Genomic DNA, 23558 nt, shown 5'->3' with positions numbered 1-23558 from the left:
CGAGGAGAGCAGCGGCTACCGTGCCCGACGGTTGGCCCGCACGAGCGCGACGGTGGCCAGCGGCACGCTGACCGCCGCGAAGGCCGCGACCCCGGCGAGCAGGTAGGCGATGCGGTGGTTCTGCGGAGCGCGGCGGTCGGCCACCTCCGCCTCCGGGTCCTGCGGGTCGTAGACGATCGGGATCTCGTCGCCCACCGCCGGAGCGGCACCCGGTGGCTCGTCGCCCTGACCGACGAGCGTCTGCGCCCGCCGCCCGTCCGGGGTCTCGAACTCGACGTGGATGCGGCCCTTGTTGACCTTGACGACCTGGGCGGTGGCCTCCACCCCCCGATCCTGAAGCGCCTTGTCGTTGCTCCACACCGTCCAGGCGGCGATGGCGAAGCCGATGACGACGACGAGGCCGAGCCCGGCGAACAGTGCCGGCGGGCGACGGGTTCGCAGCAGATCCATGCCGCCTCCCTTGTCCGGCTGGGCGGGCCGGTAAACACGATACGAATCGCGGTGAGAGGCGTGGCCGTATATGCAGTCGGACGGTATATGCTGCGACGATGGCGAAGGCTTCCATGCATGAGTCCACCTATCTGATCCTCACCGCACTCGTCGAGGCTCCACGGCACGGTTACGCCGTCCTCGAGGAGGTCCGCCAGATCTCCGATGGGCGGGTCGACCTGCGCGCCGGCACCCTCTACGCGGCCCTCGACCGGCTGCGGACCGAGGGCCTCATCGACATCGAACGCGAGGAGCAGGTGCAGTCCAGGTTGCGCCGCTACTACCGACTCACGGCGTCGGGGGCGCAACGCCTGGCCGAAGAGTCGGCGCGTCTGCGGAGCAACGCCGACGCGGCGAGCGTGCGACTGCGCCGCGCCGGTCTCATCGTCGACGGGGGTGCGGCATGACGTTGGAACACGGTTACCGGTGGCTGATGGCCTGTTATCCCCGCGCCTACCGTCGGCAGTACGAGGACGAGCTGATCGGGGTGCTGCTGGACGACGCGTCACCGGGCCAGCGCAGGCCGGCGGCGCGGGACGTGCTCGCCCTGCTCGGCGGGGCGTTGCACGCGCATGTCCGCCAGGCTGGTGCGCGATTCTCGGGCAATGCGTGGCGGGAGGCGGCACAGGCGCTCGGCCTGATCGCCGCGTTGATGTTGTTCGTGCGGGATGCGCGCGTTCCGGTGCTGCACCTCGCCATGTTCGCGGACGGCTATCCCGAGGGGTTGGGAGAACCGTTCGTCCTCTGGCCGGTCGGTTTCGTGGCGCTGCTGTGGCTCACCGTGGCGGTGTCGGCCGTGTTCGGGTGGGGCCGGGCAGCAGCCGCGATCGCCGTCTGTTGCGCGGCGTTCGAGGTGGTGCGGGTCGCCGAGGATTACGGGCAATATTCCACGGTGCGCAATCTCTGGCCCGCCGTGCTCGCCGCGATGGTCCCGCTGGTGCTCGCCGTCCATGCTCCCCGTTCCGCCACGGCTTCGCTCGCGCGCTGGCGGCTCGGCACGCTGGCGGCGGCGACGCTGGTCAGCGTGGGTGCTCCGAGCATCGCCCAGGTGACTGGTGCTGATGACTCGACGACTCCCGTTTACGGCACGTGGATCTTCACCGTCGGCGTCGGCCGGATCGAGGCGATCCTGCTGACTGCGGGATACCTGCTCTTCGCCCTTGTCATCCTGTCGACGCCGGCGGTGTTGCGGCGACGCCTGCTCGCGCTTGTGGTTCCGGTGGGCGTCACGCTGCTGCTCACCCGGGTGGGGTTCAGCAGCACGGGGACGATCCTGAAGCGTCCCACCCACGACGGTGTGCTCGCTGCGCTCACCCCGGCGCAGTGGCTGGTGTTGGTGCTGGCGCCCACGCTGTTCTTCGCGGTGGCAGTGGCGATCCTGCACCAGCGGGAGCGCTCGGGCACACAAGGCGCGTGAGGAGGCCGCGCGTCACGCGGCCGAGCGGCTGATCGACTCGGCTCCCTGGAAATCGGGGTGTCACTGGCTCTCGGACACCCCGGAACCCAGGAAGCCGAGTCGATCAACGGCCGGGCGGGCCGGCTCGGCCCGCCCGTCTGCAGGCTTAGTACGACTTGTCCTGACCGAGGACGTGTTGGGCCACGAAGTTGAGGATCATCTCGCGGCTGACCGGGGCGATCCGGCCGGCCCGGACCGCGCCGAGCAGGGTCGCCACCCCGTACTCGGTGGTCATGCCGGCGCCGCCGAGCACCTGCACGGCGGTGTCCACGGCGAGCGCGGCGGCCTCCCCGGCCGCGTACTTGGCCATGTTGCCGGCGACCCCGGCCTCCAGGTCACGGCCGGCGTCGTACAGGGTGGCCGCCTTCTGGATCATGAGGCGGGCCAGCTCCACCTGCACCGCCGCGTGTGCCAGCGGGTGCGACACCCCCTGGTGCGAGCCGATGCTCCGACCACCCCAGACCTTGCGGGTGGCGGTGTACTCACTGGCCCGTTCGATGGCGTAGCGGCCGGTGCCGGCGCCCATGGCGGCCACCGTGATCCGCTCGGGGTTGAGCCCGGCGAAGAGGGCCGGCAGCCCGGCGTCCAGCGACTCGCCGAGCAGCGCGTCGGCGGGCACCCGCACGTCGTCCAGGTAGAGCAGGAACTGGTTCTCCGGGGACACGATCTCCATGTCCAGCTTGGACCTGGTCAGCCCGGCCGCGTCGGTCGGCACCAGGAACAGCGCCGGCTTGAGCTTCTGCGCAGACGCATCCGCTGAACCGGCTGGGCCGTCATCGACGGCGACACGGGCCACCACCAGCACGTGACCGGCCTCGTCGACGCCGGAGATGTAGCACTTGCGGCCGTTCAGCAGCCAGCCGTTCCCGTCGCGGCGAGCCACGGTGCCGAGCCGGTGGAAGTTGGAACCGGCCTCCGGCTCGGTGATCGCAAAAACGATCTTCTGGGAGCCGTCGGCGAGGCCCGGCAGGTGCCGCTTGCGCTGCTCCTCGGTGCCGTGCCGACTGAGCACTGTCGCCGCGATGGCGGGGGAGACCACCAGCAGCAGCAGCGGGCAACCCGCCGCCGCCAACTCCTCGCAGACGATGGCCAGCTCGGTGATGCCGCCGCCCCCGCCGCCGTACTCGGTGGGGATGTTGACCCCCAGGTAGCCGAGCCGTCCGGCCTCCGCCCACAGTTCGGTGGTGTGTTCGCCGGCCCTCGCCTTCTCGACGAAGTAGGAGTGGCCGTACCGGCGGCCCAACGCCCGCACGGCGTCGCGCAGCTGGTCCTGCTCGGGGGTGAGGTCGAAGGTCATCGGGGGTCCTTTTCGTCGACAACGGCCAACACGGCGCCCGTCTGCACCTGACCGCCGGTCGGCACCGGCAGCTCGGCGACCACGCCGTCGATCGGGGCGAGCACGGGATGTTCCAGCTTCATCGCTTCCAGCGTGAGCAGCGGATCGCCGGCCGCGACCCGCTGGCCGACCTCGACGTGCACCCGGGTCACCACGCCGGGCAACGGCGCGAGCAGCGACCCGGCTGCCACCGCCGCGGTGGGCAGCGGAAGACGTGGCAGCTCGACCAGGCTCGCCGCCCCGTCCGGGCCGTCCACGAAGACAGCCGACCCCGCCCGGTGTACGCGGTACGGGCGGCGAACCCCGTCGACGTCGAGCACCACCCGATCCGGGGTGGCCTCCACCAGCGCCACGTCGGAGGCTCCCGCTGATTCAGCGGCTTCCTTCGTCGGCGTGCTGGACCAGTCGGCGAGCCGGCCGGTCCGGTCCAGCCGGTAGCGGATCTCGATCTCCTCGCCGTCCGGCCCGACGAAGCGTGTGGTCTGGGAAACGGCGGGCACGTTGCGCCAGCCGGAGGGGAGCCCGGCGAGCACCGGCGCTGTCGCCCGGCGCTGGGCGGCAGCGGCCAGCGCCGCGGCGAGGGCGGTGATCGGCAGCCGGTCGGCGGGGAGCAGCGGGGCGAAGACCTCCGTGTGCCGGTCCAGGAAACCCGTGTCGATCTCCACGGCGGCGAACGCGGGACTGCGCAGCACCCGGACCAGCAGGTCCCGGTTGGTGGTCACCCCGTGCAGCTCGGCCCGGGCCAGCGCGCCGGCCAGCAGCCGGGTCGCCTCCGCGCGGGTACGACCCCAGGCGATCACCTTCGCGAGCATCGAGTCGTAGTGCACCCCGACCACCGAGCCGGCCAGCACACCCGAGTCGAGTCGCAGGCCCGGCCCGGCCAGTCCGCCGAACTCGGTCGCCACCGCGCCGACGCTGAACCTGTGCAGGGTCCCGGTGGCCGGCCGCCAACCCGCCGCCGCGTCCTCGGCGCAGAGGCGTACCTCGATCGCGTGCCCGGTGCTCGCCGGCAGGGCCACCGGCAACGGCTCACCCTCGGCGACGAGCAGTTGCAACCCCACCAGGTCCAGCCCGGTGCACAACTCGGTGACCGGGTGCTCGACCTGAAGTCGGGTGTTCATCTCCAGGAAGAAGAACTCGCCACCCGGGGCGAGCAGGAACTCCACGGTGCCCGCGCCCAGGTAGTCGACAGCGCGTCCGGCGGCCACCGCCGCCCCGTGCAACGCCGTCCGCACCCGGTCCGGAACGACAGCCGGCGCCTCCTCGACGATCTTCTGGTGCCGCCGCTGGATCGAGCACTCCCGGTCGCCGAGGGCCACCACTCGACCGTGCGCGTCACCAAAGATCTGCACCTCGACGTGCCGGCCGCGCTCGACGTACCGCTCGATGAAGACAGTGCCGTCGCCGAACGCGGCAGCCGCCTCGCGGCGCGCGGAGGCCACTGCCTCGGCCAGCTCGTCGGCGGCCCGGACGATCCGCATGCCCCGGCCGCCACCGCCGGCGGACGCCTTCACCAGCACCGGGAAGTCCGCGATCTCGTCGGTGTCGGTCCAACTCGGCAGCATCGGCACACCGGCCTCGGCGAGCAGCGCCTTCGCCGCCAGCTTGTCGCCCATCGCGGCGATCACCTTGGCCGGCGGCCCGACCCAGGTCAGACCGGCGTCGGTCACCGCCGCCGCGAACTCGGCGTTCTCGGCGAGGAACCCGTACCCGGGGTGGACGGCGTCCGCGCCGCTGCGGCGGACCGCGTCCAGGATCAGGTCGACCCGCAGGTACGTCTCGGTCGGCGAACTCCCCGGCAGGCGTACGGCCTGGTCGGCCTCGGCCACGAACGGCGCGTCGGCGTCCGCGTCCGAGTGCACGGCGACGGTCTGCACGCCGAGCGTTCGGCAGGTGGCGAAGACCCGACGGGCGATCTCGCCCCGGTTGGCCACGAGCAGTCTAGTGATCATGGTGCCCTGAGCCTGCCTTTCGTTCGCGACTGCGGGACTCCGCTTCGCTGCGTTCCTCGCGCTCACGGTCTACATCCGGAAGACGCCGAAACCGTCGGCGCCCTTCACCGGTCCGTTGTGGATCGCCGAGAGGCAGAGCCCGAGGACGGTCCGGGTGTCCCGAGGGTCGATCACCCCGTCGTCGTAGAGCCGGCCGGAGAGGAAGAGCGCACCGGACTGCGACTCGATCTGCTGCTCGACCATCATTCGCATCGCCGCGTCGGAATCCTCGTCGTAGTCGCGCCCCCGCGCGGCAGCCGCCTGCCGGGCCACGATCGACAGCACCCCCGCGAGCTGCGCCGGCCCCATCACCGCCGACTTCGCGTTCGGCCAGGTGAACAGGAACCTCGGCTCGTACGCCCGGCCGCACATGCCGTAGTTGCCGGCCCCGTAGGAGGCGCCCAGGTTCACCGTCAGGTGCGGCACCGTCGAGTTCGACACCGCGTTGATCATCAGGGCGCCGTGCTTGATGATGCCGCGCTGCTCGTATTCGGTGCCGACCATGTAGCCGGTGGTGTTCTGCAAGAAGATCAACGGGGTGTCCGAGGCGTTCGCGAGCTGGATGAACTGGGCCGCCTTTTGCGCCTCCGCGCTGAACAGCACCCCCCGAGCGTTCGCCAGCACCCCCACCGGGTACCCGTGCAGCTCGCCCCAACCGGTGACCAACGCGTCCCCGTACGCCGGCTTGAACTCGTCGAAGTCGCTGCCGTCGAGTATCCGGGCCAGCACCTCCCGAGGGTCGAACGGCACCTTCAGGTCGGCGCTGGTGATGCCGAGCAACTCCTCCGGGTCGTACTTCGGCGGCTGCGGCACCGCCGTCCGCGGCGACGGGCCCTGCTTGCGCCAGTTCAGCCGGCGAACGCACTGCCGGGCCAGCCGGATGCCGTCCCGTTCGTCGGCGGCCAGGTAGTCGGCGAGCCCGGACGTGCCGGCGTGCATCGCCGCGCCACCCAGCGACTCGTCGTCGGTGACCTCGCCGGTCGCCATCTTCACCAGCGGCGGACCGGCCAGGTAGACCTGTGACCGGTCCCGAATCATGATCACGTGGTCGGACATCCCCGGCACGTACGCGCCGCCGGCAGTGGCGTTGCCGAAGACCACGCTGACAGTGGGGATGCCGGCAGCCGAGAGCCGGGTGAGGTCACGGAACACCCGACCACCGGGGATGAAGATCTCCGCCTGAGTGGGCAGGTCCGCCCCGGCCGACTCCACCAGGTTGACCATGGGCAACCGGTTGGCAAGGGCGATCTCGCCGGCCCGTCGGGTCTTGGCGAGGGACCACGGGTTGACCGCGCCGCCCCGTACCGTCGGGTCGTTGGCGACGATCAGGCACTCCACGCCCTCGACCACCCCGATGCCGGTGACCACGCTGGCCCCGACCGGGAAGTCGGAGCCGTACGCGGCGACCGGCGACAGCTCCAGGAAAGGGCTGTCGGCGTCGACCAGCAGCTCGATCCGCTCCCGGGGGAGCAGCTTGCCGCGGGCGTGGTGCCGGGTCACGTACTTCTCGCCACCACCCGCCCGTGCCTGGTCCAGCGCGGCGTCCAACTCGGTCAACCGCTCCCGCAACGCCGCCCGGTTCGCCAGGTACGAGGGAGCGGACGGGTCGACAGCGCTGTCCAAGGTGGTCATAGGCCCATGCCCTTCGCGATGATCTCGTTCATGATCTCGGTGGTGCCGCCGCCGATGCCGAGGATCCGCGCGTCGCGATAGTGCCGCTCCACCTCGGCGTCGCGCAGGTAGCCGAAGCCGCCGTGCAACTGCAACGCCTGGTCGACGACGTGGTCGCAGGCGGCCACCGCCACGTTCTTCGCCATCGCCACCTCGGTCACCACCGGCTCGCCGGCCGCGACCCGACCCGCGACCTCGTGCACGTACGACCGGGCCGCCTCGGCCCGGGTGTGCATCTCGGCCAACCGGTGCCGGATCAACTGCCGGCTGGCCAGCGGACGCCCGAAGGTCTCCCGGTCGCGGCACCAGCGCACCGCCAACTCGACGCAGCGCTGCGCTGTCGCGTACGCCTGCGTCGCCAGCGACAGCCGCTCCGCCGCGAAGTGCTGCATGATCGCCAGGAAGCCGGTGTTCTCCGCGCCGATCCGGTTGGCGACCGGCACCCGCACGCCAGCGAAGGACAGTTCGGCGGTGTCCGAGCAGTGCCAGCCCAGCTTCTCCAACCGGCGTCCCACTGTGAACCCGGGCGACTCCTTGTCGATGACCAGCAGGGTGAGTTCGCCGCTGCCGGGGAAGTCGGTACACACCGCGGTGGTCACGAAGTCGGCCCGGTGCCCGCTGGTGATGTACGTCTTCGACCCGTTCACCACGTAGTGGTCGCCGTCGCGACGGGCTGTCGTGCGGATGCCGGCCACGTCCGATCCGCCGTCCGGCTCGGTGATGGCCAGCGCGCCGATCATCGTCCCGGACAGCGTGGGCCGCACGTACCGCTCGATCAGGCTCTCGTCACCGGGGGACGAGAGACCGCCGAGCCGACCGCCCAGCGAGCCACCGGTGCGGGCACCGGCCGCGGCGACCATGTGCGGCAACGCGATTCCGTGCGTGAACAGGGCCGCCACCAGCCCGGACGAGCCGCCCGATCGGATCAGCTCCTCCGTCACGATGATCGAGTCGAGCAGGTCACCGCCGCTGCCACCGACCGACTCCGGAAAGCCGATGCCGAGCAGGCCGAGCTTCGCGGCGGTCGCGTGCAGCGCCCGGGGCACCTCGCCGGCCCGCTCCCAGTCGTCCAGGTGCGGCAACACCTCCCGGGTCACGAACGCCCGGGTCAGCTCGCGCAGTTGCCGGCGCTCCGGTGTGTCCACGATGCTCATCGGGATGCCGCTGTCGGCAGGTCGACGACCCGGGCGCGCAGCAGTTCGCCGAGCGCCTTGGCCTGCGGGTCGAACCGGGTGGACGCGGCCACGCCCGCGCCGAGCAGGCCCTCGATCACGAAGTTGACGGCGCGCAGGTTCGGCAGTTCGTAGCGCCGTACCGTCAGCGGCGCGGTCTCCGGCACCAGCTCGGCCAGCCGTTCGACCGTCAGCCAGGTCCGCAGCCACGCATACCCCGCATCGGTTCGCGCCCAGACACCGAGGTTCGCGTCCCCGCCCTTGTCTCCGGAGCGTGCGCCGACCACCTCGCCGAGCGCCCCGCGCCGGGTCGGGCCGTCGACCGCCGCCTCACCACCCGGGCTCGACTCGTCCCGCGTGGCGGGGGCGGTGCGGATCGGCGGTGCGATCGGCACCCGCTCGCCGCCGGGCAGCACCGCGACGTGCGCCACCGCGTCCTGTGGCACCGCGTCGGCGGTGAAGACGCCGTACGGTGTCGCGTCACCGGGCAGCGTGGTCAGCGTGCAGCCCGGGTAGGAGGCCAGAGCCAGCTCCACGGCGGCGGCCGAGAAGGCCCGCCCGGCCCGCGCCTTGTCGCCGTCGCGCAGGTGTACGTGCAGCAGGGCGCTGGCGGCCTCGGTGTCGGCGGCGTCCGGATGGTCGGTCCGGGCCAGCGTGAACTCCAGCCCGTCCTTGCCCACCGCCTCCTCGACCTGCCCACGGACCAGGGCCGCTTTCGCCTCGATGTCCAGCCCGCAGAGGACGAACGTCATCGAGTTGCGGAAGCCGCCGAGGTTGTTGACGCCCACCTTCAGCGTGGGCGGTGGCGGCGTGCCCCGAACGCCTGCGACCCGGACCCGATCCGGCCCGTCGGGGCGCAGTGTCACCGAGTCCAGTCGGGTCACCACGTCCGGCCCGAGGTACGCGGGTCCGCCGATCTCGTAGAGCAGTTGGGCGGTGACCGTCTCCACTGTGACCGCCCCACCGGTGCCCGGATGCTTGGTGACCACCGATGAGCCGTCGCTGTGCACCTCGACGATCGGGAACCCGGGCCGGTGACCGCCGTCGGGCAGTTCGGTGAAGAAGCTGAAGTTGCCGCCGGTGACCTGCGCGCCGCACTCGACCAGGTGCCCCGCGACGGTGGCCCCGGCCAGCTCGTCGAGGTCGTCGCGGCCCCACCCGTACCGGGCGATGGCCGGGCCGACGACCAGCGACGCGTCGGTGACCCGGCCGGTGACCACCACGTCCGCACCGGCTTCGAGGCAGGCCGCGATCCCGAACGCGCCGAGGTAGGCGTTGGCGCTCAACGCGTCCGGTCGCTGGATCGTGTCGCCCTCGACGTACCCGACCTGGGTCGGCAGCCCGAGCCGGTGGGCGAGCTTCTCGATGGCGGCGGCCAGGCCGGCCGGGTTCAGCCCGCCGGCGTTTGTCACGATCCGCACCCCACTGTCGAGGGCGGTGCCGAGGCAGGTCTCCAGTTGCCGCAGGAACGTCTTCGCGTAGCCCAGGTCGGGGTCGCGCAGGCGGTCCCGGGCGAGGATCAGCATGGTCAACTCGGCCAGGTAGTCGCCGGTCAGCACATCCAGGTCACCGCCGTCGAGCATCTCCCGCCAGGCGGTGAACCGGTCACCGTAGAAGCCGGAGGCGTTGCCGATGCGGATCATGCCCGTACCCCGTTCCGGCCGGCCGGCCGCCGGCCGTCACCCGGCGGCCCGGCGAAGGCCTGGGCCACGTCGAGCCACTCGTCAGCGACCGGCCCGGTGGCGACCAGAGCGAGGTCCGCGCGGTGTCGGCGCTGGGTGACCAGCAGGCAGAAGTCCCGAGCCGGGCCGGTGACCCGGTCGGCGGCGTCCGTCGGACCCCAACTCCACGTCTCCCCGCCGGGCCCGACCAGCTCGACCCGGACCGGTGCCGTCGGTGCCTCCCGGCCGTGCGCGGCGAAACCGTGCCCGAGGGTACGCACGCCCAGGTGCGCCACGTGCCGAAGCCGGTCGCTGTCGGGGCGGACCACGTCGAGGGCGTCGGCCACGTCCGCGCCGTGCGCCCAGGTCTCCATGATCCGGGCGGTGGCCATCGAGGTGGCCGACATCCGGGTGCCGTACCAGGGCAGCTTGCCCCCGGCCGGAACGGCGGCCAGTGCGTCGACGAGCGCGGTTCGCCCGGCCCGCCAGCGGGCGAGCAGCTCGGCCGGCGGGGCGAGGAACTCCTCGGCGCCGACGTCGACGAGTCGGGTCACGTCCGGTGCGGCGGTGACAGTCGCGTAGAACGCCTCGGGATCGGTCGCGGCCAACAGCGCGACGTGGTCGGTCCAGGCGAGGTGAGCGATCTGGTGCCCGACGCTCCAGCCCGGCGCGGGGGTCGGGCTCGCCCAGTCGGCTACAGGCAGTGGCGCCACCAGGGCGTCCAGTTGGGCGGACTCGTCGGCCAGGTCCGTGAGCAGGTCGCTGAGGTCGACCATGGTGCCTCCGGTCGGTGGTGGCCGCTGCGGCCGGCGGTCAGGGCGTGAGCAGGGTGGCGAGCTGGCGCTTCCAGGTGGTCAACAGGGCGGCCCGACGGGCGGAATCGTCGCTGAGCAGGTTGGCCACCCCGAGCCCACGGAGCAGATCGAGCGTGGCCTGCACCGCTTCGCGGACACCGGGTCGACGCTCGTCGACACCGAGCAGGGCGACGGTGAGCCGGTGCATCTCCCGCCCGACCGTCGCCTCCAGCGGCACCAGGGCGTCCCGCAGCTCCCGATCGGTGCGGGCGGCGACCCACAGCTCAAGCGCGGCCACGAACAGCGGCCCGGTGAACGCCACGGCGAGCAGGTCGACGACCCGGTCCAACCGTTGCGGGCCAGCCGGCAGCGCCTCGGCCTCGGTGCGCAACTCGTCGGCCCGCCGCTCGGCGAGGTGGGCCACGGCAGCCGTGACCAGTGCGGCCTTGGTGGGGTAGTGGTGCAGCTGCGCTCCGCGCGAGACACCGGCCCGCGCGGCGACGACTGTGGTCGTGGTGCCGGACCAGCCGTGCTCGATCAGGCAGTCGACGGTCGCCTCCAGCAGCCGGGCCTGGGTGGCGCGGCTGCGTTCCTGCTGAGGGACGCGCGTCGATGCGGGAGACACGCGAACAGCCTGCGGCCTGAGAAACAAACAGTCAAGACTGACTTTTTCTGTGTTGTTCGGTGCGGTGGAGCTGGACGGGGTCTGTGTGCAACGGCTCCTGTAGAGCTGCCCCACGGATGGGGCGGGTGCCGACGTCGCCGGCGGAGGCCGCCCCGCCCTCAGGTGAAGAAGTTCTGGTCGTCCTCGCCCATCCAGTCGTACTCGGGGCCTCGTCGGCCATCGTGACCGGCCTGCCGTGGTTTCGGGGTGTCGGCTGCCGGAGGTCGGGAGGGAGACGGAGTGGTGACGGTCGGAGGCGTGGGCGAGGGTGGCGGTCGGTTCGGCGTGCGGGAGTCGAGCCCCTGAAACCGCTCCCGGAGTTCGACGATGTCCCGCTGAAGGTTGACGATCTGGGTGCGGAGTCGGTGCTGGGCCTCGTCGGACTCCTTCCGGTAGTCGTCGAGCTCGTGGTAGCGCCGGTCGGCGATGTCGCGTGCTTCGGCCAGATCCACGCGTGTCTGCAACTCGCGCTGCTCCAGCTCCTGATGCTCGATTTTCTTCTGTTCCAGGGCTGCCTGGCTGAAGATCGCCTCTTCGTGAGCACTGCGTACGCGTCGCTCAAGCGATTCGGCGGTCTCCTCGGCGGTCCGGACGCGCTGCTGAAGCGTGGTGACCAATCCGTCGAGTTCCTGTTTCGTCTGCCGGAAAACGTCGTGGGTCGATTCGAGGGCGGTGTAGTCCTTCTGCAGCGAATCGAGTTGACCTTGAAGGCCGGTGACCTGATCACGAAGCTGGGCGGAGAGTTCCTCGCCGCGTTCGAAGCTCTGCTGGAGCCGGGCGATCTCGTCCTGCAGCAGCAGCACGCGAGTGGTGGGGTCGCGCGCCTCTTCCGGTGAGGAGATCGCGTCTTCCACGACCGCCCCGTTGACGATCAACTTGCCGGTATAGCGCGGTGGCCTCTCCTGGTGCACGGCGTAGTAGATGCCTGCCAGGCGTACGGCGTGGTGCTCGCGCCAACCCTCTTCTGCGTCATCGGGGGCGCAGTGATCGAGAACCCATTCGACGAGCTGCCATCTGGGTCGGCCGTCGAGCTGCCGACTGATCGTCTTGTATGGATCTGATCCGTCGGTGGCCTGCTGCACCTTGTCGGCCAGGCGGCGCATGGAGCCGTACTCCTTGCCATGTCGAATCCTGATGAGTTCGCGGAGCGCGTCGCTCAAAGGGTTGACGGGCGGCCTCAGGGTGTTCACGACCGTATGTTTACAGGGGTGATCCGGATAAAGGCAGTCAACTTCCGGCTACAAGGAAGTGTGCGTGGGCACCGACCGGTCCATAAGGGACAACTTCCGCCATCGGGGGGAGTGGGCAGCCGGCTTGCGATCGTTGTTCGGCCGACCGGGGGAACTTCCCGGCGGCTGGAAGTGAGTGATTCTCGAATTTCCGGGTGCCGGTGAATTCGACCAGCATGATCAAGTCGCCGGGATGCCGACGACGGTGTTCGGGCAGGCTCGCCGCGGGGTCAGCTCGAAATTCCCGATAATCCAGCCGGTGGGAACTTCCGGTTCGTCGAGATGGCACCGGGAAGTCGGCATCCACGAACTTTCACGTCTTCTGGAGATCCACTCAGGCGTGGTGCCATTTTTGGGCCAACGCATCCGCGCCGGCACAGCTCAGGGGCGTCCACGGCTTCGCGCACGATCGAGGTTGGACGTCCCTTCCGCAACCCTAGGGGGCCCCGATGGCGAGTGTGGCGGAACCACCGGCCGGCACAGAAGACCTGTCGCCTCGTGAACCGGCGCGGGGCCAGGACCCGCCGGTCCAGCGCAGCAGCGGTACGTGGACCGCGGTTGCCACTGTCGTCCTGGTGCTCGGCGGTGCTGCCGGGCTCCTGGTGACCGGCCACACCCTGCACGAGTCGCTGATCGGTGCGGGCGGCCTCGCCCTCATCGGCGGGCAGGTCGCGCGGCGCATCGTCGCCGACGCAGGTCCACTGCCCACGATCGTCGTGGCGTTCGCCGTCGCCGCTTTTGGCGCGGTGATCTACCTGCAGGGTGCCACCCTCACCGAGGCAGTGGCGGGCGCCGGTGTCGGCGGCTTCGCCGCCGGCGAGATCGCCGCCCGGATGTTCGGCACCGATCCACGCCCACACCGGAGCGCGACGCGCCGATGATCGCCGGGTCGGCTCCGTCGCTGCCGTCGCGCGCTGCGACGGAGTGCCGGAGCCGACCCCTGGGCCAGTGGGGAGCCCGTCCGTCGACGGTCACTGCCGATGCTCCTGGCCGTCTCGGCTGAGTCGCGCTGCCCCAGATCCGGGGCAGCTCTACAGGCAGCGAGGGCCGTTCCCTGTGCCCGACCCGCGCCTGAGCCCGGAGCGTGGACCGGAGCGACTGTCTGGTCGAGGCTGACCGGGTCAGCGGCCGTCGCGGGGGCCGAAGACGGTCAGCGCGTCGGCGTCGCTGTGCTGGGAGCGCAGGTACTCGTCGGCCCAGGCGGCAGCGTCAGGGAAGGTCGACTCGGCCGCCACCCGGGCGCAGGCCGCGTCCACGTCGAAGGCGGTGCGGCGCAGTTGCACGCCCGGCCCGAGCAGTGCCCACCACGCGCCCGTGCCCCCGTACGGCATGCCGATGCTGCCCGGGTTGATCACCAGACGCCGGTCGACCAGCCGGGTGAAGGGCATGTGCGTGTGGCCGCAGACCACGGTGGTGACCTCGGCGGGGAGACCGTCGAACACCTCCGCCCAGCGCGCCATCCGGGAGTCGACGAGCACTACCTCCTCGTCATCGCGGGGCGTGGCGTGGCAGAACAGCGTCGGCCCGAGGCCGTCGATCTCCAGCGTCGCCGTCGCCGGCAGCGCGGCCAGCCGGGCCACCTGGTCGTCGCGCAGCTGCCCGGCGGCCCAGTTCGACACCTCGATCGACGCCGGGCGGCCGGCCCGGGCCTCGACCAGCTCGCGTTCGCAATTGCCGCCGACCCAGCACACCCGGTCACGCAGGTCGGCGAGCACGTCCAGCACCTCGACCGGTTGCGGGCCGGCGGCGATGTCGCCGGTGAGCACGATCAGATCGGCGGCGGCGACGTCCGGCTCGGCCAGTACGGCCTCCAGCGCCGGCAGGACACCATGGATGTCGGAGAGCACCGCAACTCGGTTCACCATGGCCCCACCCTCACCGCCGGCACCGCCCCGAGGCCAGCGATTCTGCGCCAGGCAGATGGCAAACGTCCCCGCCTGCCGTCGGTGACGGCAGGCGGGGACGTCGGGTGCTGCTCAGACGCGGGCGCGACGGGCCAGGCGCTCCGGGTCCAGGATGATGATGCTCTTGCCGTCCAACCGCAGCCAACCGCGCGAGGCGAAGTCGGCCAGCGCCTTGTTGACGGTCTCCCGGGAGGCGCCGACGAGCTGGGCGATCTCCTCCTGGGTGAGGTCGTGGGTCACCCGCAGAACGCCGCCGTCGCGGGTGCCGAAGCGGCCCGCCATCTGGAGCAGGTTCTTGGCGACCCGGCCCGGCACGTCCGTGAAGATCAGGTCGGCGAGCGAGTCGTTGGTCCGGCGCAGCCGCCGGGCGAGCACCCGGAGCAACTGCTCGGCGATCTCCGGGCGATTGTTGAGCCACGGCCGCAGCGCCTGCTTACGCAGCCGCACCAGCCGGGTGTCGGTCACCGCGGTGGCGGTCGCCGTACGCGGACCCGGGTCGAAGAGCGACAGCTCACCGACCATGTCCGACGGCCCCATCACCGCGATCAGGTTCTGTCGGCCGTCCGCTGCGCGGCGACCAACCTTGATCTTCCCGGACAGCAGGATGTAGAGGCTGTCACCGGGCTCGCCCTCATTGAAGACGATCTCGCCCTTGCGGACTTCGATCGTCTCCATCTCCTTGGCAAGCGCCTCGGCAGCTTCCGGGTCAACACCCTGGAAGATCCCGCTGCGGGCCAGTACCTCGTCCATTGCGCACCTCCGGTTGCGCGTGCCGTCCGTCGGCCGGGGCCGCCGTCCGCTGATCCCCTCGCGCGCCGCCAAGTCTAGGCGCACGTGAGCATGAATCAGAGGTCGCCCCTGGAATCTTGATCGGTGGGCGTAACCTGCCCGACGTGCTGAGCGAGCCGACTCTGACCAGCCGCGCCGAGGACGGGCACCACGTCCCGCTGCTCGTCTGGCGCGCGGACGTGCCCCTGCGGGCGGTCAGCAGTGCCCCGCTGGGCGGTGGCATCGGGGTCCGGCGGTGGGTGGTGAACGCGACAGTGCCGATGTCGTACGACCGGGAGGACCCCGCGGCGCACCTGGCTTCGCTCGCCGCCGAGCTGGCCCTCGACGGGCCCGGGATTGGTTTGCTGACCGGCGTCGATGTGACAGAGGTGGTGGCGCGAACCGACGCCGGGGTGCGGGCCTGGGCAACGGTCGGGCTCGGTACGCCGGTGCCCGCGGCCGCGCCGACGCCGGCCGCGCTCACCCAACACGTCGGCACTGTCAACATCGTGGTGTACGTGCCGGCCCGGCTCGCCGACTCGGCGCTGGTCAACGCGGTGGCCACCGCGACCGAGGCGAAGACCCAGGCGATCACCGAGCTGGGGGTGCCGGGGACCGGCACGCCCACCGACGCTGTCACAGTGCTCTGCCCGGTGGACGGGCCGGAGGCGGCGTACGGCGGGCCGCGCTCCACCTGGGGCGCCCCGCTCGCCCGAGCGGTGCACGCGGCGGTGCTCGCCGGTGGTTCCCGGCCGGTCGTGCCGTGGTCCGACCAGCTCAGGGGCGCAAAGTCCAACCGATCGGCTGTCGTCGGCGCGTTTAACGACCGGTAGGGTCGCGGGCGATGTATGCTCCCGCCCCCCTCGCGTCCCGCCCGCGCCGCCGCGTCGCCCTCGGCCTCGCCGCGCTGCTGGCCGCCCTTCTCGTGGCCGGCTGTGCCGACTCCGGCGGTGAGGCGCCCGTCTGGCAGCCCGGCGCGGGAGGTGGTGGCACCGGCGCGCCGGTCTCCACGGCCGGCCCGAAGGCCACAGCGCCGGCGTCGTCCGGTCAGGGTGGCGCGATCTCGCTCTCCGCCACCGGCGACATCATCATGGGCAACGCGCCCAGTCGGCTGCCCGCGGCCGGCGGTAAGGGCTTCTTCACCTCGGTCACCGAGGCGCTCAAGGCCGACCTGGTGATGGGCAACCTGGAGGAGCCGCTGACTGTCGACACCGGCACCGGTAAGTGCGGGGCGAACTCCACCCGCTGCTTCCAGTTCCGCGCCCCGCCGGAGTACGCCGCCCACCTGCGTGACGCCGGCTTCGACGTGCTCAACCAGGCCAACAACCATGGGTACGACTACGGCCCCAAGGGCTACGAGAACACCCAGAAGGCGCTGAAGAAGTACGACCTGGAGCACACCGGTGCCCCGAACGAGATCACGGTGGTCGACGTCAAGGGCGTCAAGGTCGCCGTCGCCGGCTTCTCGTCGTACGTGTGGTCCAACAGCCTCGTCGACATCGACAAGGCGAAGGCGGTGGTCGCCAAGGCCGCCACCATGGCCGACCTGGTAGTGGTGCAGGTGCACATGGGTGGCGAGGGCGCCGACAAGACCCGGGTGAAGCCGGGCACCGAGATGTTCCTCGGCGAGAACCGGGGCGACCCGGTGAAGTTCTCACACGCCATGATCGACGCTGGCGCCGACCTGATCGTCGGGCACGGCCCGCACGTGCTGCGCGGGATGGAGTTCTACCAGGGGCGCCTGATCGCGTACAGCCTGGGCAACTTCGCCGGCGGCGGCAACTCGCTGAGCAACGCCGGCCGCCTCGGCTGGGGCGGGGTGCTGAAGGTGTCGCTCAAGCCGGACGGCAGTTGGGCCGGCGGCTCGTTCGCCTCCACCTACATGAACTCCGCCGGTAAGCCGACGATGGACCCGGACGACCGGGGCCTGGGCCTGGTCACCGAGGTGAGCCGCGCCGACTTCCCGAAGGGCGGCGCTCGCCTCGACGGCCAGGGGAAGATCTCGCCGCCGACCGGCGGCTGACCCGACGAGGAGCGTCCGGGGTGCGACGTAGGCTGACCGTCGTGACCAGTAGCCCTCCCGGTGCCAGCGAGACCGATCTCGGGCGCAAACGCCGTGCCCGCAAGATCGGTCGGGTGCTGACCGAGACGCATCCCGACGCGCATTGTGAGCTGGACCACTCCAACGCCCTGGAGTTGGCCGTCGCCACGATCCTGTCCGCGCAGTGCACGGACAAGAAGGTCAACGAGGTCACCCCGAAGCTCTTCGCCCGCTACCCGAGCGCTGCCGCGTACGCCGGCGCCGACCGGGGCGAGATGGAGGAGCTGATCCGGCCCACCGGTTTCTACCGCAACAAGACCGACTCACTGCTCAAGCTCGGTCAGGCGCTCCTCGACCGGTACGACGGCGCGGTTCCGGGCCGGCTCGTCGACCTGGTGACGCTTCCCGGCATCGGCCGCAAGACCGCCAACGTGATCCTGGGCAACGCCTTCGACGTCCCGGGCATCACCGTCGACACGCACTTCCAGCGGCTGGTCCACCGGTGGCGGCTGACCACCGAGACCGACCCGGTCAAGATCGAGCACGCGATCGGCGCGCTGTACGACAAGCGCGACTGGACCATGCTCTCGCACCGGATCATCTTCCACGGGCGACGGGTCTGCCACGCCCGCAAGCCGGCCTGCGGCGCCTGCACCCTCGCGAAGCTCTGCCCGTCGTACGGCACCGGCCCCACCGAGCCGGCGGCCGCCGCCAAGCTGCTCAAGGGCCCTCGGGCGCGCGACCTCGCGGTGGCCGCAGGGGTCGACCCGGAGCTGGTGCCGGCGCAGGCGATCACGGCGGAGGTGCCGTGAACCACCGCCTCGCCCTCGCCGTCCTGCCGCTGCTGCTGGCGGTCGCCGGTTGCACCAGCGGCACGGTCGACGACGAGCCAGCTCCCCGTCCGGCCGCCGCTGAGCGACCGTCCCCGTTTCGGGACTGCGCCACGCTGAGCACGGCGCCCACCGCCACGACGCCCGGCTCCGGCACGGCGACTCCCACAACGGCTACCCCCGCCTCGCCCGGCACGTCCGGCACGACGGCCCCCGCCGCTGGCGGGTCGGCGCTGCCGGAGCTGACGCTCTCCTGCTTCACCGGCGGCGCCCCCGTCGTGCTGCGGGAGGTGGCCGGGCCGGCGGTGATCAACGTGTGGGCTTCCTGGTGCCCGCCGTGCCGCAAGGAGCTGCCCGCCTTCCAGCGCCTCAGCGAGCGGGCCGCAGGCCAGCTCCAGGTGGTCGGGGTCAACAGCCGGGACAGCCGCAGCGGTGCCCAGTCCATCGGTGAGGACTTCGGCGTCCGGTTCCCGATGCTGGTCGACCAGGGCGAGGCGCTACAGCGCGAGCTGAAGCGCAACGCCATTCCGCTGACCCTCTTCGTCGGCGCCGACGGTCAGGTCCGGCACATCGACGCCAGCGGCGCTCTCGACGACACCACGCTCGCCAAGCTGGTCCGCCAGCACCTCGGCCTGGCGGTGCCGGCGTGACCCGTCGGCCCCCCGAGTGGATCGAGCCGCTGCTGACCCGGCTGGGCACCGCCCGCGCCGAGGACTTCACCCGGCTGACCACCCCGGCCGAAGGCGGTCGGGAGAGCGCCGTGCTGGTGCTGCTCGGTGAGCAGCCCGGCGCGAGTCCCGACGTTCTGGTCCTGCAACGTGCCGCCACCCTGCGCAACCACGCCGGCCAGCCGGCCTTTCCCGGGGGTGCCGCCGACCCGGAGGACGCCGACGTCCGCGCCACCGCCCTGCGCGAGGCGAACGAGGAGGTCGGCCTCGACCCGGCCAGTGTGACAGTGCTGGCCGAGCTACCGAAGCTGTGGATCCCGGTCAGCGACTTCGTGGTCACGCCGGTGCTGGCCTGGTGGCACGACCCGCACCCGGTGCACCCACGGGAGCCGGCCGAGGTGGCACACGTCGCCCGGCTGCCGGTCAGCGAGCTGGTCGATCCGGCCAACCGCCTGCAGGTCCGCCACCCGAGCGGCTGGATCGGGCCGGCGTTCTCGGCCCGCGGGATGCTCGTCTGGGGCTTCACCGCCGGGGTGCTCGCCACCCTGCTCGAAATGGGCGGCTGGGCCCGTCCGTGGTCACGCGACCGGGTGGTGGAGCTTCCGCCGACCCGGGCGACACCGGCCCCGTCCGCCGGCACCGACGACGCCGACGAGAACGCCCTGCGCTGACCGCACGGTCACCATCCGCAAGCGATGGTCATCCGGCGGGCACACTGCCCGTACGCTTGACCCGTGTCCGTCGTGGATCTCGTCCTGCTGCTGCTCATGCTCGTGTTCGCGATCAGCGGATACCGCCAGGGTTTCGTCATCGGCGTCACGTCGTTGTCCGGCTTCTTCCTGGGTCTACTGCTGGGTCTCCAGCTCGGGCCGCTGTTCGCCAGACAGTTCGTGGACGCCGGCACCCGCGTGCTGATCTCGCTGGTGGCCATCTTCGGGCTGGCGGTGGTCGGGCAGGCGCTCGCCGGTTGGCTCGGCTCGCACCTGCGCAAGACGATCACCAGCGACGTGGGCAAACGGGCCGACGACGTCGGTGGGGCGTTCGTCTCGCTGTTCGCGGTGCTCCTGCTCGCCTGGCTGGTCGCCGTGCCGCTCGGCTCGTCCTCGGTGCCCTGGCTCGCCGCCTCGGTCCGCAACAGCGCGTTGATAACGGTGGTCAACCAGGTCCTGCCGGAGCAGGCCCACCAGCTGTCCACGGCGCTGGAGGACACCGTCGACACCGACGGGTTCCCGGACGTCTTCGGTGACCTCGCGCCCACCCGGGCCCGGCAGGTCGACCCGCCGGACCCGGCGCTGGCCGGTTCGCAGGTGGTGGTCAGCGGTCAGCAGTCGGTCGTCAAGGTGCTCGGCTCCGCGCCCAGCTGCTCACGCCGGATCGAGGGTTCCGGCTTCGTGTACGCGGACGACCGGGTGATGACCAACGCGCACGTGGTGGCCGGCACCCGCTCGGTGGCCGTGGAGTTGGGCGGCGAGCGGTACGACGGCAAGGTGGTGGTCTACGACCCGAACCGGGATCTGGCGGTGCTGCTCGTGCCCGGGCTGCCCGGGCCGTCCCTGCGGTTCGCCGCCGGCAACGCGGGCAGCGGCTCCGACGCCATCGTGCTCGGCTTCCCGCTCGACGGCCCGTACAACGCGCAGTCGGCGCGGGTCCGGGACGTCGACCGGATCAAGGGCCCGGACATCTACTCGTCCAGCGAGGTGACCCGGGAGATCTACACGATCCGGGCGCTGGTGCGCAGCGGCAACTCGGGCGGTCCGCTGCTCTCCGCCAACGGCCTGGTGCTTGGCGTGATCTTCGCGGCGGCGTCCGACGACCCGAACACCGGCTTCGCGGTGACGGCGGCCGAGGCCCGCCCGGTGGCGTTGGCCGGGGCCGAACGCAACCGGCAGGTCGCCACCGGCGAGTGCACCTGAGCGTCGCTGCGAGGGTCGGCTCAGCCCTGGGCCGGCAGGGGGCGACGCCCGACGGTCGGTAGCTTCGCCCGGCCCCACCGCAGCCCTCGGTCCAGCACGGCACGGGCCATGATCGCGACGCACGTGCCGCCGTTGAGGAAGGACGCCACCACATCGCTCGGGTGGTGCATTCCCCGGTACATCCGGGTCATCGCCACGCCCAGCGGCACCATCAGCAGCAGCGTCCACCAGGCCACCTTCGCGCCGGTGCTCCGTGCCCGCAGCGCCAGCAGCACGGCGATGCCGACGTAGAGCGCCACCGCCGCCGAGGTGTGCCCGGACGGAAAGCTCGACGTGGGTGGCGAGACGTCCATGTGCTCGACCGCAGGCCGCCGCCTGTCGATCGCCAGCGTGGTCAGCAGGAACACCAGCGCCTGGGCGGTCACCGCCGCGCACAGGAACAGCGGCTCGCGCCAACGCTTCAGCCAGAGCCGCAGCGCCAACGCCACCAGCACGGTGACCACGACGATCATCTGGGTGCTGGCCAGAGTGCTGAACACCAGCGAGACGTTGTTCCAGTCGCCGGTGCGGTCGGCGGCCAGTTCCCGGTTCACCGCGTCCTCCACGGTGAACGGCCAGGTCCTGGCGAACACCCGGGTGACCAGCACCCCGAGCAGCACCATGAGCCCGAGCAGGAGGGACACCGGCAGCAGTACCCGCCGGACGATCTGGAGCGCGGTCTCGGACATGGGTCGGCCAGTACCCGGCCGACCTCGTCGTCACTCCTCAGGCCGCTCCCGGGTGCCGCTCGACCTCAGGAGCGACGCCGTCGCGGGTCGGCCGGACCGGTCGAAGACCGGTGTGTGCCCGCCAACTGGTGAACGCGGCGGTGGTGGCCGCGACCACCGCCACACCGAGCAGCCACCCACCCACCACGTCGCTGGTGAAGTGCACGCCGAGGGTCACCCTGCTCAGCCCGGTCACCACTGTGAGCAGGACCGCCGCCACCCAGAGCGCGGCCCGCGCCGCCCCCCGCCCGACGTACGGCAGGAGCACCAGCAGCAGCACCCCGGCGGCCAGGGTGGCGTTCAACGCGTGCCCGGAGGGGAACGAGTAACCGGCGGCCCGGGCCACCGGGTCCAACAACTCCGGCCGGTCCCGGCCGACCAGCAACTTGAGCAGCGGACCGACCAACCCGCCGACGACCATTGTGGTGGCCGCCCAGAGGGCCAGCCTGCGGGCCCCCCGGCGCAGCAGCCAGACCACCAGCAGCAGAGCGACGGCGCGCAGCGGCATCGGTGCGAACACCTCGGTCCAGACCCGCATCAGCACGACCCAGGCCGGGTGATCCTGGGCGTAGCCGTGCAGCGCGTCGGTGACCGCCGTGTCCAGCCGGTGCAGTGGTGCCCAGGCGCCGAGCACCAGCAGTGTGAGCAGCGCGAACGGCACCAGCAGCAGGAACGCCGCCGTCGCGGCGAGAGTGAGCCGCAGACCCAGCGCGCGATCCCTGTCGAATCGGCGGTGCCGCCAGGACGGCTGGCCGGTGCGGGCGAGGGTGGGCGGCCGGTGCGTACTCATGGGTCCGTTCTACCCGCCCGGGCAGCCGCTCAGGCCTGCCGGTCGGCGTTGATCAACGGGTCCGCTGACGCAGCCGGCGCACCATCAGGGACGCACCGCAGACCAGAGCGACGAGGAGCACGACAGTGGTCCACAGTTGCTGCGGAGCTGAGGTGTCCTGACCGCCCGCCGCCCGAGCCGTCCAGCGGCTCTGCTGACCGGATGCGGCGAGACCGAGAGGATCGGCACCGGCACCGGCCACCGGATCGTCGTCGACCGAGCCGGGCGCCGGACCGAAACCGGTCACGCCCGGCGACGTCTGGTCGTCCAGCGGGTTGGCGGTCACCGGCGGCACCTGAGCGGTCAACGCGGCCACCGGGTCGACCACCCCGTACCCGAAGCGGTCGTCCCGCCCGGTGGGGCCCAGGTCCCGGGCGGTGGCCAACAACCGGTTGACCACCTCACCCGCTGGCATCTGCGGATAGCGGGACCGGACCAGTGCGGCGGTCGCCGCCACCAGTGGTGCGGCGAAGCTGGTGCCCTGCACCCGCCAGTACCCGCCGGGAGGCTTGGCGCCGACCAACCCGCTGGCGGGAGCGGTGAGCACCGTCGCCCGGCCGGTGATCGAGCCGGACCACATGTTGTCGCTGCTGCGTTCGAGACCGGACACCGCGATCACACCTGGCTCCCGAGCCGGGTACCAGACCTTGGTGCTGGTGGAGGTGGCCAGGTTGCCGGTGCAGGCGATCACGACAACGTCCCGCACGAACGCGTAGTCCAGGGCCGCGGCCAGGGCCGGGCTGTCGCCGCTGCCGCCCAGCGACAGGTTGATCACGCGGGCGCCGTTGTCGACAGCCCAGCGGACCCCCTGGGCCACGATCAGCGCGTCGTCGTACCGGTTCTCCTCGTCCAGCACACGGACCGGCAGGATCCGGGCGTCCGGCGCCAGGCCGACCACACCCCGCTTGTCGTCGTTGCGCCCGGCGATCAGGCCGGCGACAGTGGTGCCGTGACCCACCGGATCCGGGCCTGGCGCGCCACCGGGGCCGACCAGGTCCTTGCCGGGCAACACCTGGCCGACCAGGTCGGGGTGGTTGCCGTCCACTCCGGAGTCGATCACCGCCACCGTCACGCCCCGGCCGGTCGAGCTGCGCCACGCCGTCTCGGCCTGCAACTCGTCGAGCTGCCACTGCTCGTCGCGGACCTGATCGGTGCGGGCCACGGCGTCACCGGGGGCGAACGCCATCGGCGCGCCGGCGAGCTGTCCACCGTTGGTGGACGCGGCGACGGGCACGGCTGCCGCGGTCGGGGCCACGACGGCAAGCGCCGCGGCCACGCCGAGCAGCGCCCGACCGGTCGCCCGTCGGGCCGCTGACGGACCGCTGTACCGCACCCCAGTCACATCCCCAGCCATTCATCCCGACGGAACCATGAC

The 23558-nt window shown here is 71.7% G+C and carries 23 protein-coding genes; 9 read left to right on the top strand and 14 right to left on the bottom strand.

What is annotated here, in order from left to right:
* Nucleotides 1-15: 15 nt before the first annotated feature.
* Nucleotides 16-450: a DUF3592 domain-containing protein gene (locus NIE79_RS33275; protein WP_238682336.1), complete on the bottom strand. Its 435-nt coding sequence runs from the start codon at nt 448-450 to the stop codon at nt 16-18.
* A gap of 98 nt (nt 451-548) precedes the next feature.
* On the opposite strand from NIE79_RS33275, the gene NIE79_RS33270 reads away from it, so the two are divergent.
* Both NIE79_RS33270 and NIE79_RS33265 read left to right on the top strand, forming a co-directional pair.
* Complete coding sequence (locus tag NIE79_RS33270; protein ID WP_238682335.1) at nt 549-896, top strand: PadR family transcriptional regulator; 348 nt, start codon at nt 549-551, stop codon at nt 894-896.
* The gene (locus tag NIE79_RS33265; protein ID WP_238682334.1) at nt 893-1906 is read left to right on the top strand and encodes a hypothetical protein; all 1014 of its coding nucleotides are present in this window, start codon (nt 893-895) and stop codon (nt 1904-1906) included. The genes NIE79_RS33270 and NIE79_RS33265 overlap by 4 nt, the downstream gene beginning before the upstream one ends.
* 145 nt (nt 1907-2051) lie before the next feature.
* Here the strand turns inward: NIE79_RS33265 and NIE79_RS33260 are convergent, their stop codons facing one another.
* The 8 genes from NIE79_RS33260 to NIE79_RS33225 all read right to left on the bottom strand — a co-directional run bounded on the left by NIE79_RS33260 (nt 2052) and on the right by NIE79_RS33225 (nt 12424).
* On the bottom strand, nt 2052-3242 hold the full coding sequence (locus NIE79_RS33260) for an acyl-CoA dehydrogenase family protein (RefSeq protein WP_238682333.1): 1191 nt from the start codon (nt 3240-3242) through the stop codon (nt 2052-2054).
* Entirely contained in the window at nt 3239-5233 is a 1995-nt protein-coding gene (locus NIE79_RS33255) for an ATP-binding protein (RefSeq protein WP_238682332.1), read from the bottom strand. The genes NIE79_RS33260 and NIE79_RS33255 overlap by 4 nt, the downstream gene beginning before the upstream one ends.
* Before the next feature lie 69 nt (nt 5234-5302).
* Complete coding sequence (locus NIE79_RS33250; RefSeq protein WP_238682331.1) at nt 5303-6904, bottom strand: acyl-CoA carboxylase subunit beta; 1602 nt, start codon at nt 6902-6904, stop codon at nt 5303-5305.
* A complete protein-coding gene (locus NIE79_RS33245) occupies nt 6901-8097 on the bottom strand; it encodes an acyl-CoA dehydrogenase family protein (RefSeq protein ID WP_238682330.1) in 1197 nt (398 codons plus the stop codon). Before NIE79_RS33245 ends, NIE79_RS33250 begins: the two co-directional genes overlap by 4 nt.
* The gene (locus tag NIE79_RS33240; protein WP_238682329.1) at nt 8094-9758 is read right to left on the bottom strand and encodes an acyclic terpene utilization AtuA family protein; all 1665 of its coding nucleotides are present in this window, start codon (nt 9756-9758) and stop codon (nt 8094-8096) included. Before NIE79_RS33240 ends, NIE79_RS33245 begins: the two co-directional genes overlap by 4 nt.
* On the bottom strand, nt 9755-10552 hold the full coding sequence (locus NIE79_RS33235; RefSeq protein WP_238682328.1) for a TIGR03084 family metal-binding protein: 798 nt from the start codon (nt 10550-10552) through the stop codon (nt 9755-9757). Before NIE79_RS33235 ends, NIE79_RS33240 begins: the two co-directional genes overlap by 4 nt.
* Nucleotides 10553-10589: 37 nt before the next feature.
* A complete protein-coding gene (locus NIE79_RS33230) occupies nt 10590-11195 on the bottom strand; it encodes a TetR/AcrR family transcriptional regulator (RefSeq protein WP_238682327.1) in 606 nt (201 codons plus the stop codon).
* Between the two features lie 158 nt (nt 11196-11353).
* Nucleotides 11354-12424, bottom strand: coding sequence for a hypothetical protein (locus tag NIE79_RS33225; RefSeq protein ID WP_238682326.1), 1071 nt, complete (start codon nt 12422-12424; stop codon nt 11354-11356).
* 488 nt (nt 12425-12912) lie between these two features.
* Here NIE79_RS33225 and NIE79_RS33220 point away from each other — a divergent pair, with 488 nt between their 5' ends.
* Nucleotides 12913-13344 carry a hypothetical protein gene (locus NIE79_RS33220; RefSeq protein ID WP_238682325.1) on the top strand — a complete coding sequence of 144 codons (432 nt, stop codon included), beginning with the start codon at nt 12913-12915 and terminating at the stop codon, nt 13342-13344.
* Nucleotides 13345-13584: 240 nt separating this feature from the next.
* Here the strand turns inward: NIE79_RS33220 and NIE79_RS33215 are convergent, their stop codons facing one another.
* Together NIE79_RS33215 and NIE79_RS33210 are read right to left on the bottom strand one after the other, a co-directional pair.
* Nucleotides 13585-14328 (bottom strand): metallophosphoesterase family protein, encoded by a 744-nt coding sequence (locus NIE79_RS33215; RefSeq protein ID WP_238682324.1) that lies wholly within the window; start codon nt 14326-14328, stop codon nt 13585-13587.
* A gap of 111 nt (nt 14329-14439) precedes the next feature.
* The gene (locus NIE79_RS33210) at nt 14440-15117 is read right to left on the bottom strand and encodes a Crp/Fnr family transcriptional regulator (protein ID WP_007466162.1); all 678 of its coding nucleotides are present in this window, start codon (nt 15115-15117) and stop codon (nt 14440-14442) included.
* Between the two features lie 143 nt (nt 15118-15260).
* On the opposite strand from NIE79_RS33210, the gene NIE79_RS33205 reads away from it, so the two are divergent.
* The 6 genes from NIE79_RS33205 (at nt 15261) to NIE79_RS33180 (ending at nt 20587) form a co-directional block, all read left to right on the top strand.
* Nucleotides 15261-15968 (top strand): adenosylcobinamide amidohydrolase, encoded by a 708-nt coding sequence (locus tag NIE79_RS33205; protein ID WP_238682323.1) that lies wholly within the window; start codon nt 15261-15263, stop codon nt 15966-15968.
* Nucleotides 15969-15979: 11 nt separating this feature from the next.
* Nucleotides 15980-17158: a CapA family protein gene (locus NIE79_RS33200; RefSeq protein WP_238682322.1), complete on the top strand. Its 1179-nt coding sequence runs from the start codon at nt 15980-15982 to the stop codon at nt 17156-17158.
* Nucleotides 17159-17199: 41 nt separating this feature from the next.
* A complete protein-coding gene (gene nth / locus NIE79_RS33195) occupies nt 17200-17988 on the top strand; it encodes an endonuclease III (protein ID WP_308193262.1) in 789 nt (262 codons plus the stop codon).
* On the top strand, nt 17985-18656 hold the full coding sequence (locus NIE79_RS33190) for a TlpA family protein disulfide reductase (protein ID WP_238682320.1): 672 nt from the start codon (nt 17985-17987) through the stop codon (nt 18654-18656). The genes nth and NIE79_RS33190 overlap by 4 nt, the downstream gene beginning before the upstream one ends.
* The gene (locus NIE79_RS33185; RefSeq protein WP_238682319.1) at nt 18653-19345 is read left to right on the top strand and encodes an NUDIX hydrolase; all 693 of its coding nucleotides are present in this window, start codon (nt 18653-18655) and stop codon (nt 19343-19345) included. Before NIE79_RS33190 ends, NIE79_RS33185 begins: the two co-directional genes overlap by 4 nt.
* Before the next feature lie 63 nt (nt 19346-19408).
* On the top strand, nt 19409-20587 hold the full coding sequence (locus NIE79_RS33180; protein WP_238682318.1) for a MarP family serine protease: 1179 nt from the start codon (nt 19409-19411) through the stop codon (nt 20585-20587).
* A gap of 20 nt (nt 20588-20607) precedes the next feature.
* Here the strand turns inward: NIE79_RS33180 and NIE79_RS33175 are convergent, their stop codons facing one another.
* Genes NIE79_RS33175 through mycP form a run of 3 tightly spaced genes read right to left on the bottom strand, consistent with a single transcriptional unit; the run spans nt 20608 to nt 23537 of the window.
* Nucleotides 20608-21315: a phosphatase PAP2 family protein gene (locus tag NIE79_RS33175; protein ID WP_238682317.1), complete on the bottom strand. Its 708-nt coding sequence runs from the start codon at nt 21313-21315 to the stop codon at nt 20608-20610.
* 37 nt (nt 21316-21352) lie between these two features.
* On the bottom strand, nt 21353-22144 hold the full coding sequence (locus NIE79_RS33170) for a phosphatase PAP2 family protein (RefSeq protein WP_238682316.1): 792 nt from the start codon (nt 22142-22144) through the stop codon (nt 21353-21355).
* A 52-nt stretch (nt 22145-22196) separates the two neighbouring features.
* Complete coding sequence (mycP, locus tag NIE79_RS33165) at nt 22197-23537, bottom strand: type VII secretion-associated serine protease mycosin (RefSeq protein ID WP_238682315.1); 1341 nt, start codon at nt 23535-23537, stop codon at nt 22197-22199.
* Between the last annotated feature and the right edge of the window lie 21 nt (nt 23538-23558).

The sequence above is a fragment of the Micromonospora trifolii genome (genome assembly GCF_022229005.1).
Classification (GTDB): Bacteria; Actinomycetota; Actinomycetes; order Mycobacteriales; family Micromonosporaceae; genus Micromonospora; species Micromonospora trifolii.
The sequence above is the reverse complement of the archived record's forward strand: the minus strand, read 5'-3'. Positions and strand labels throughout refer to the sequence as shown.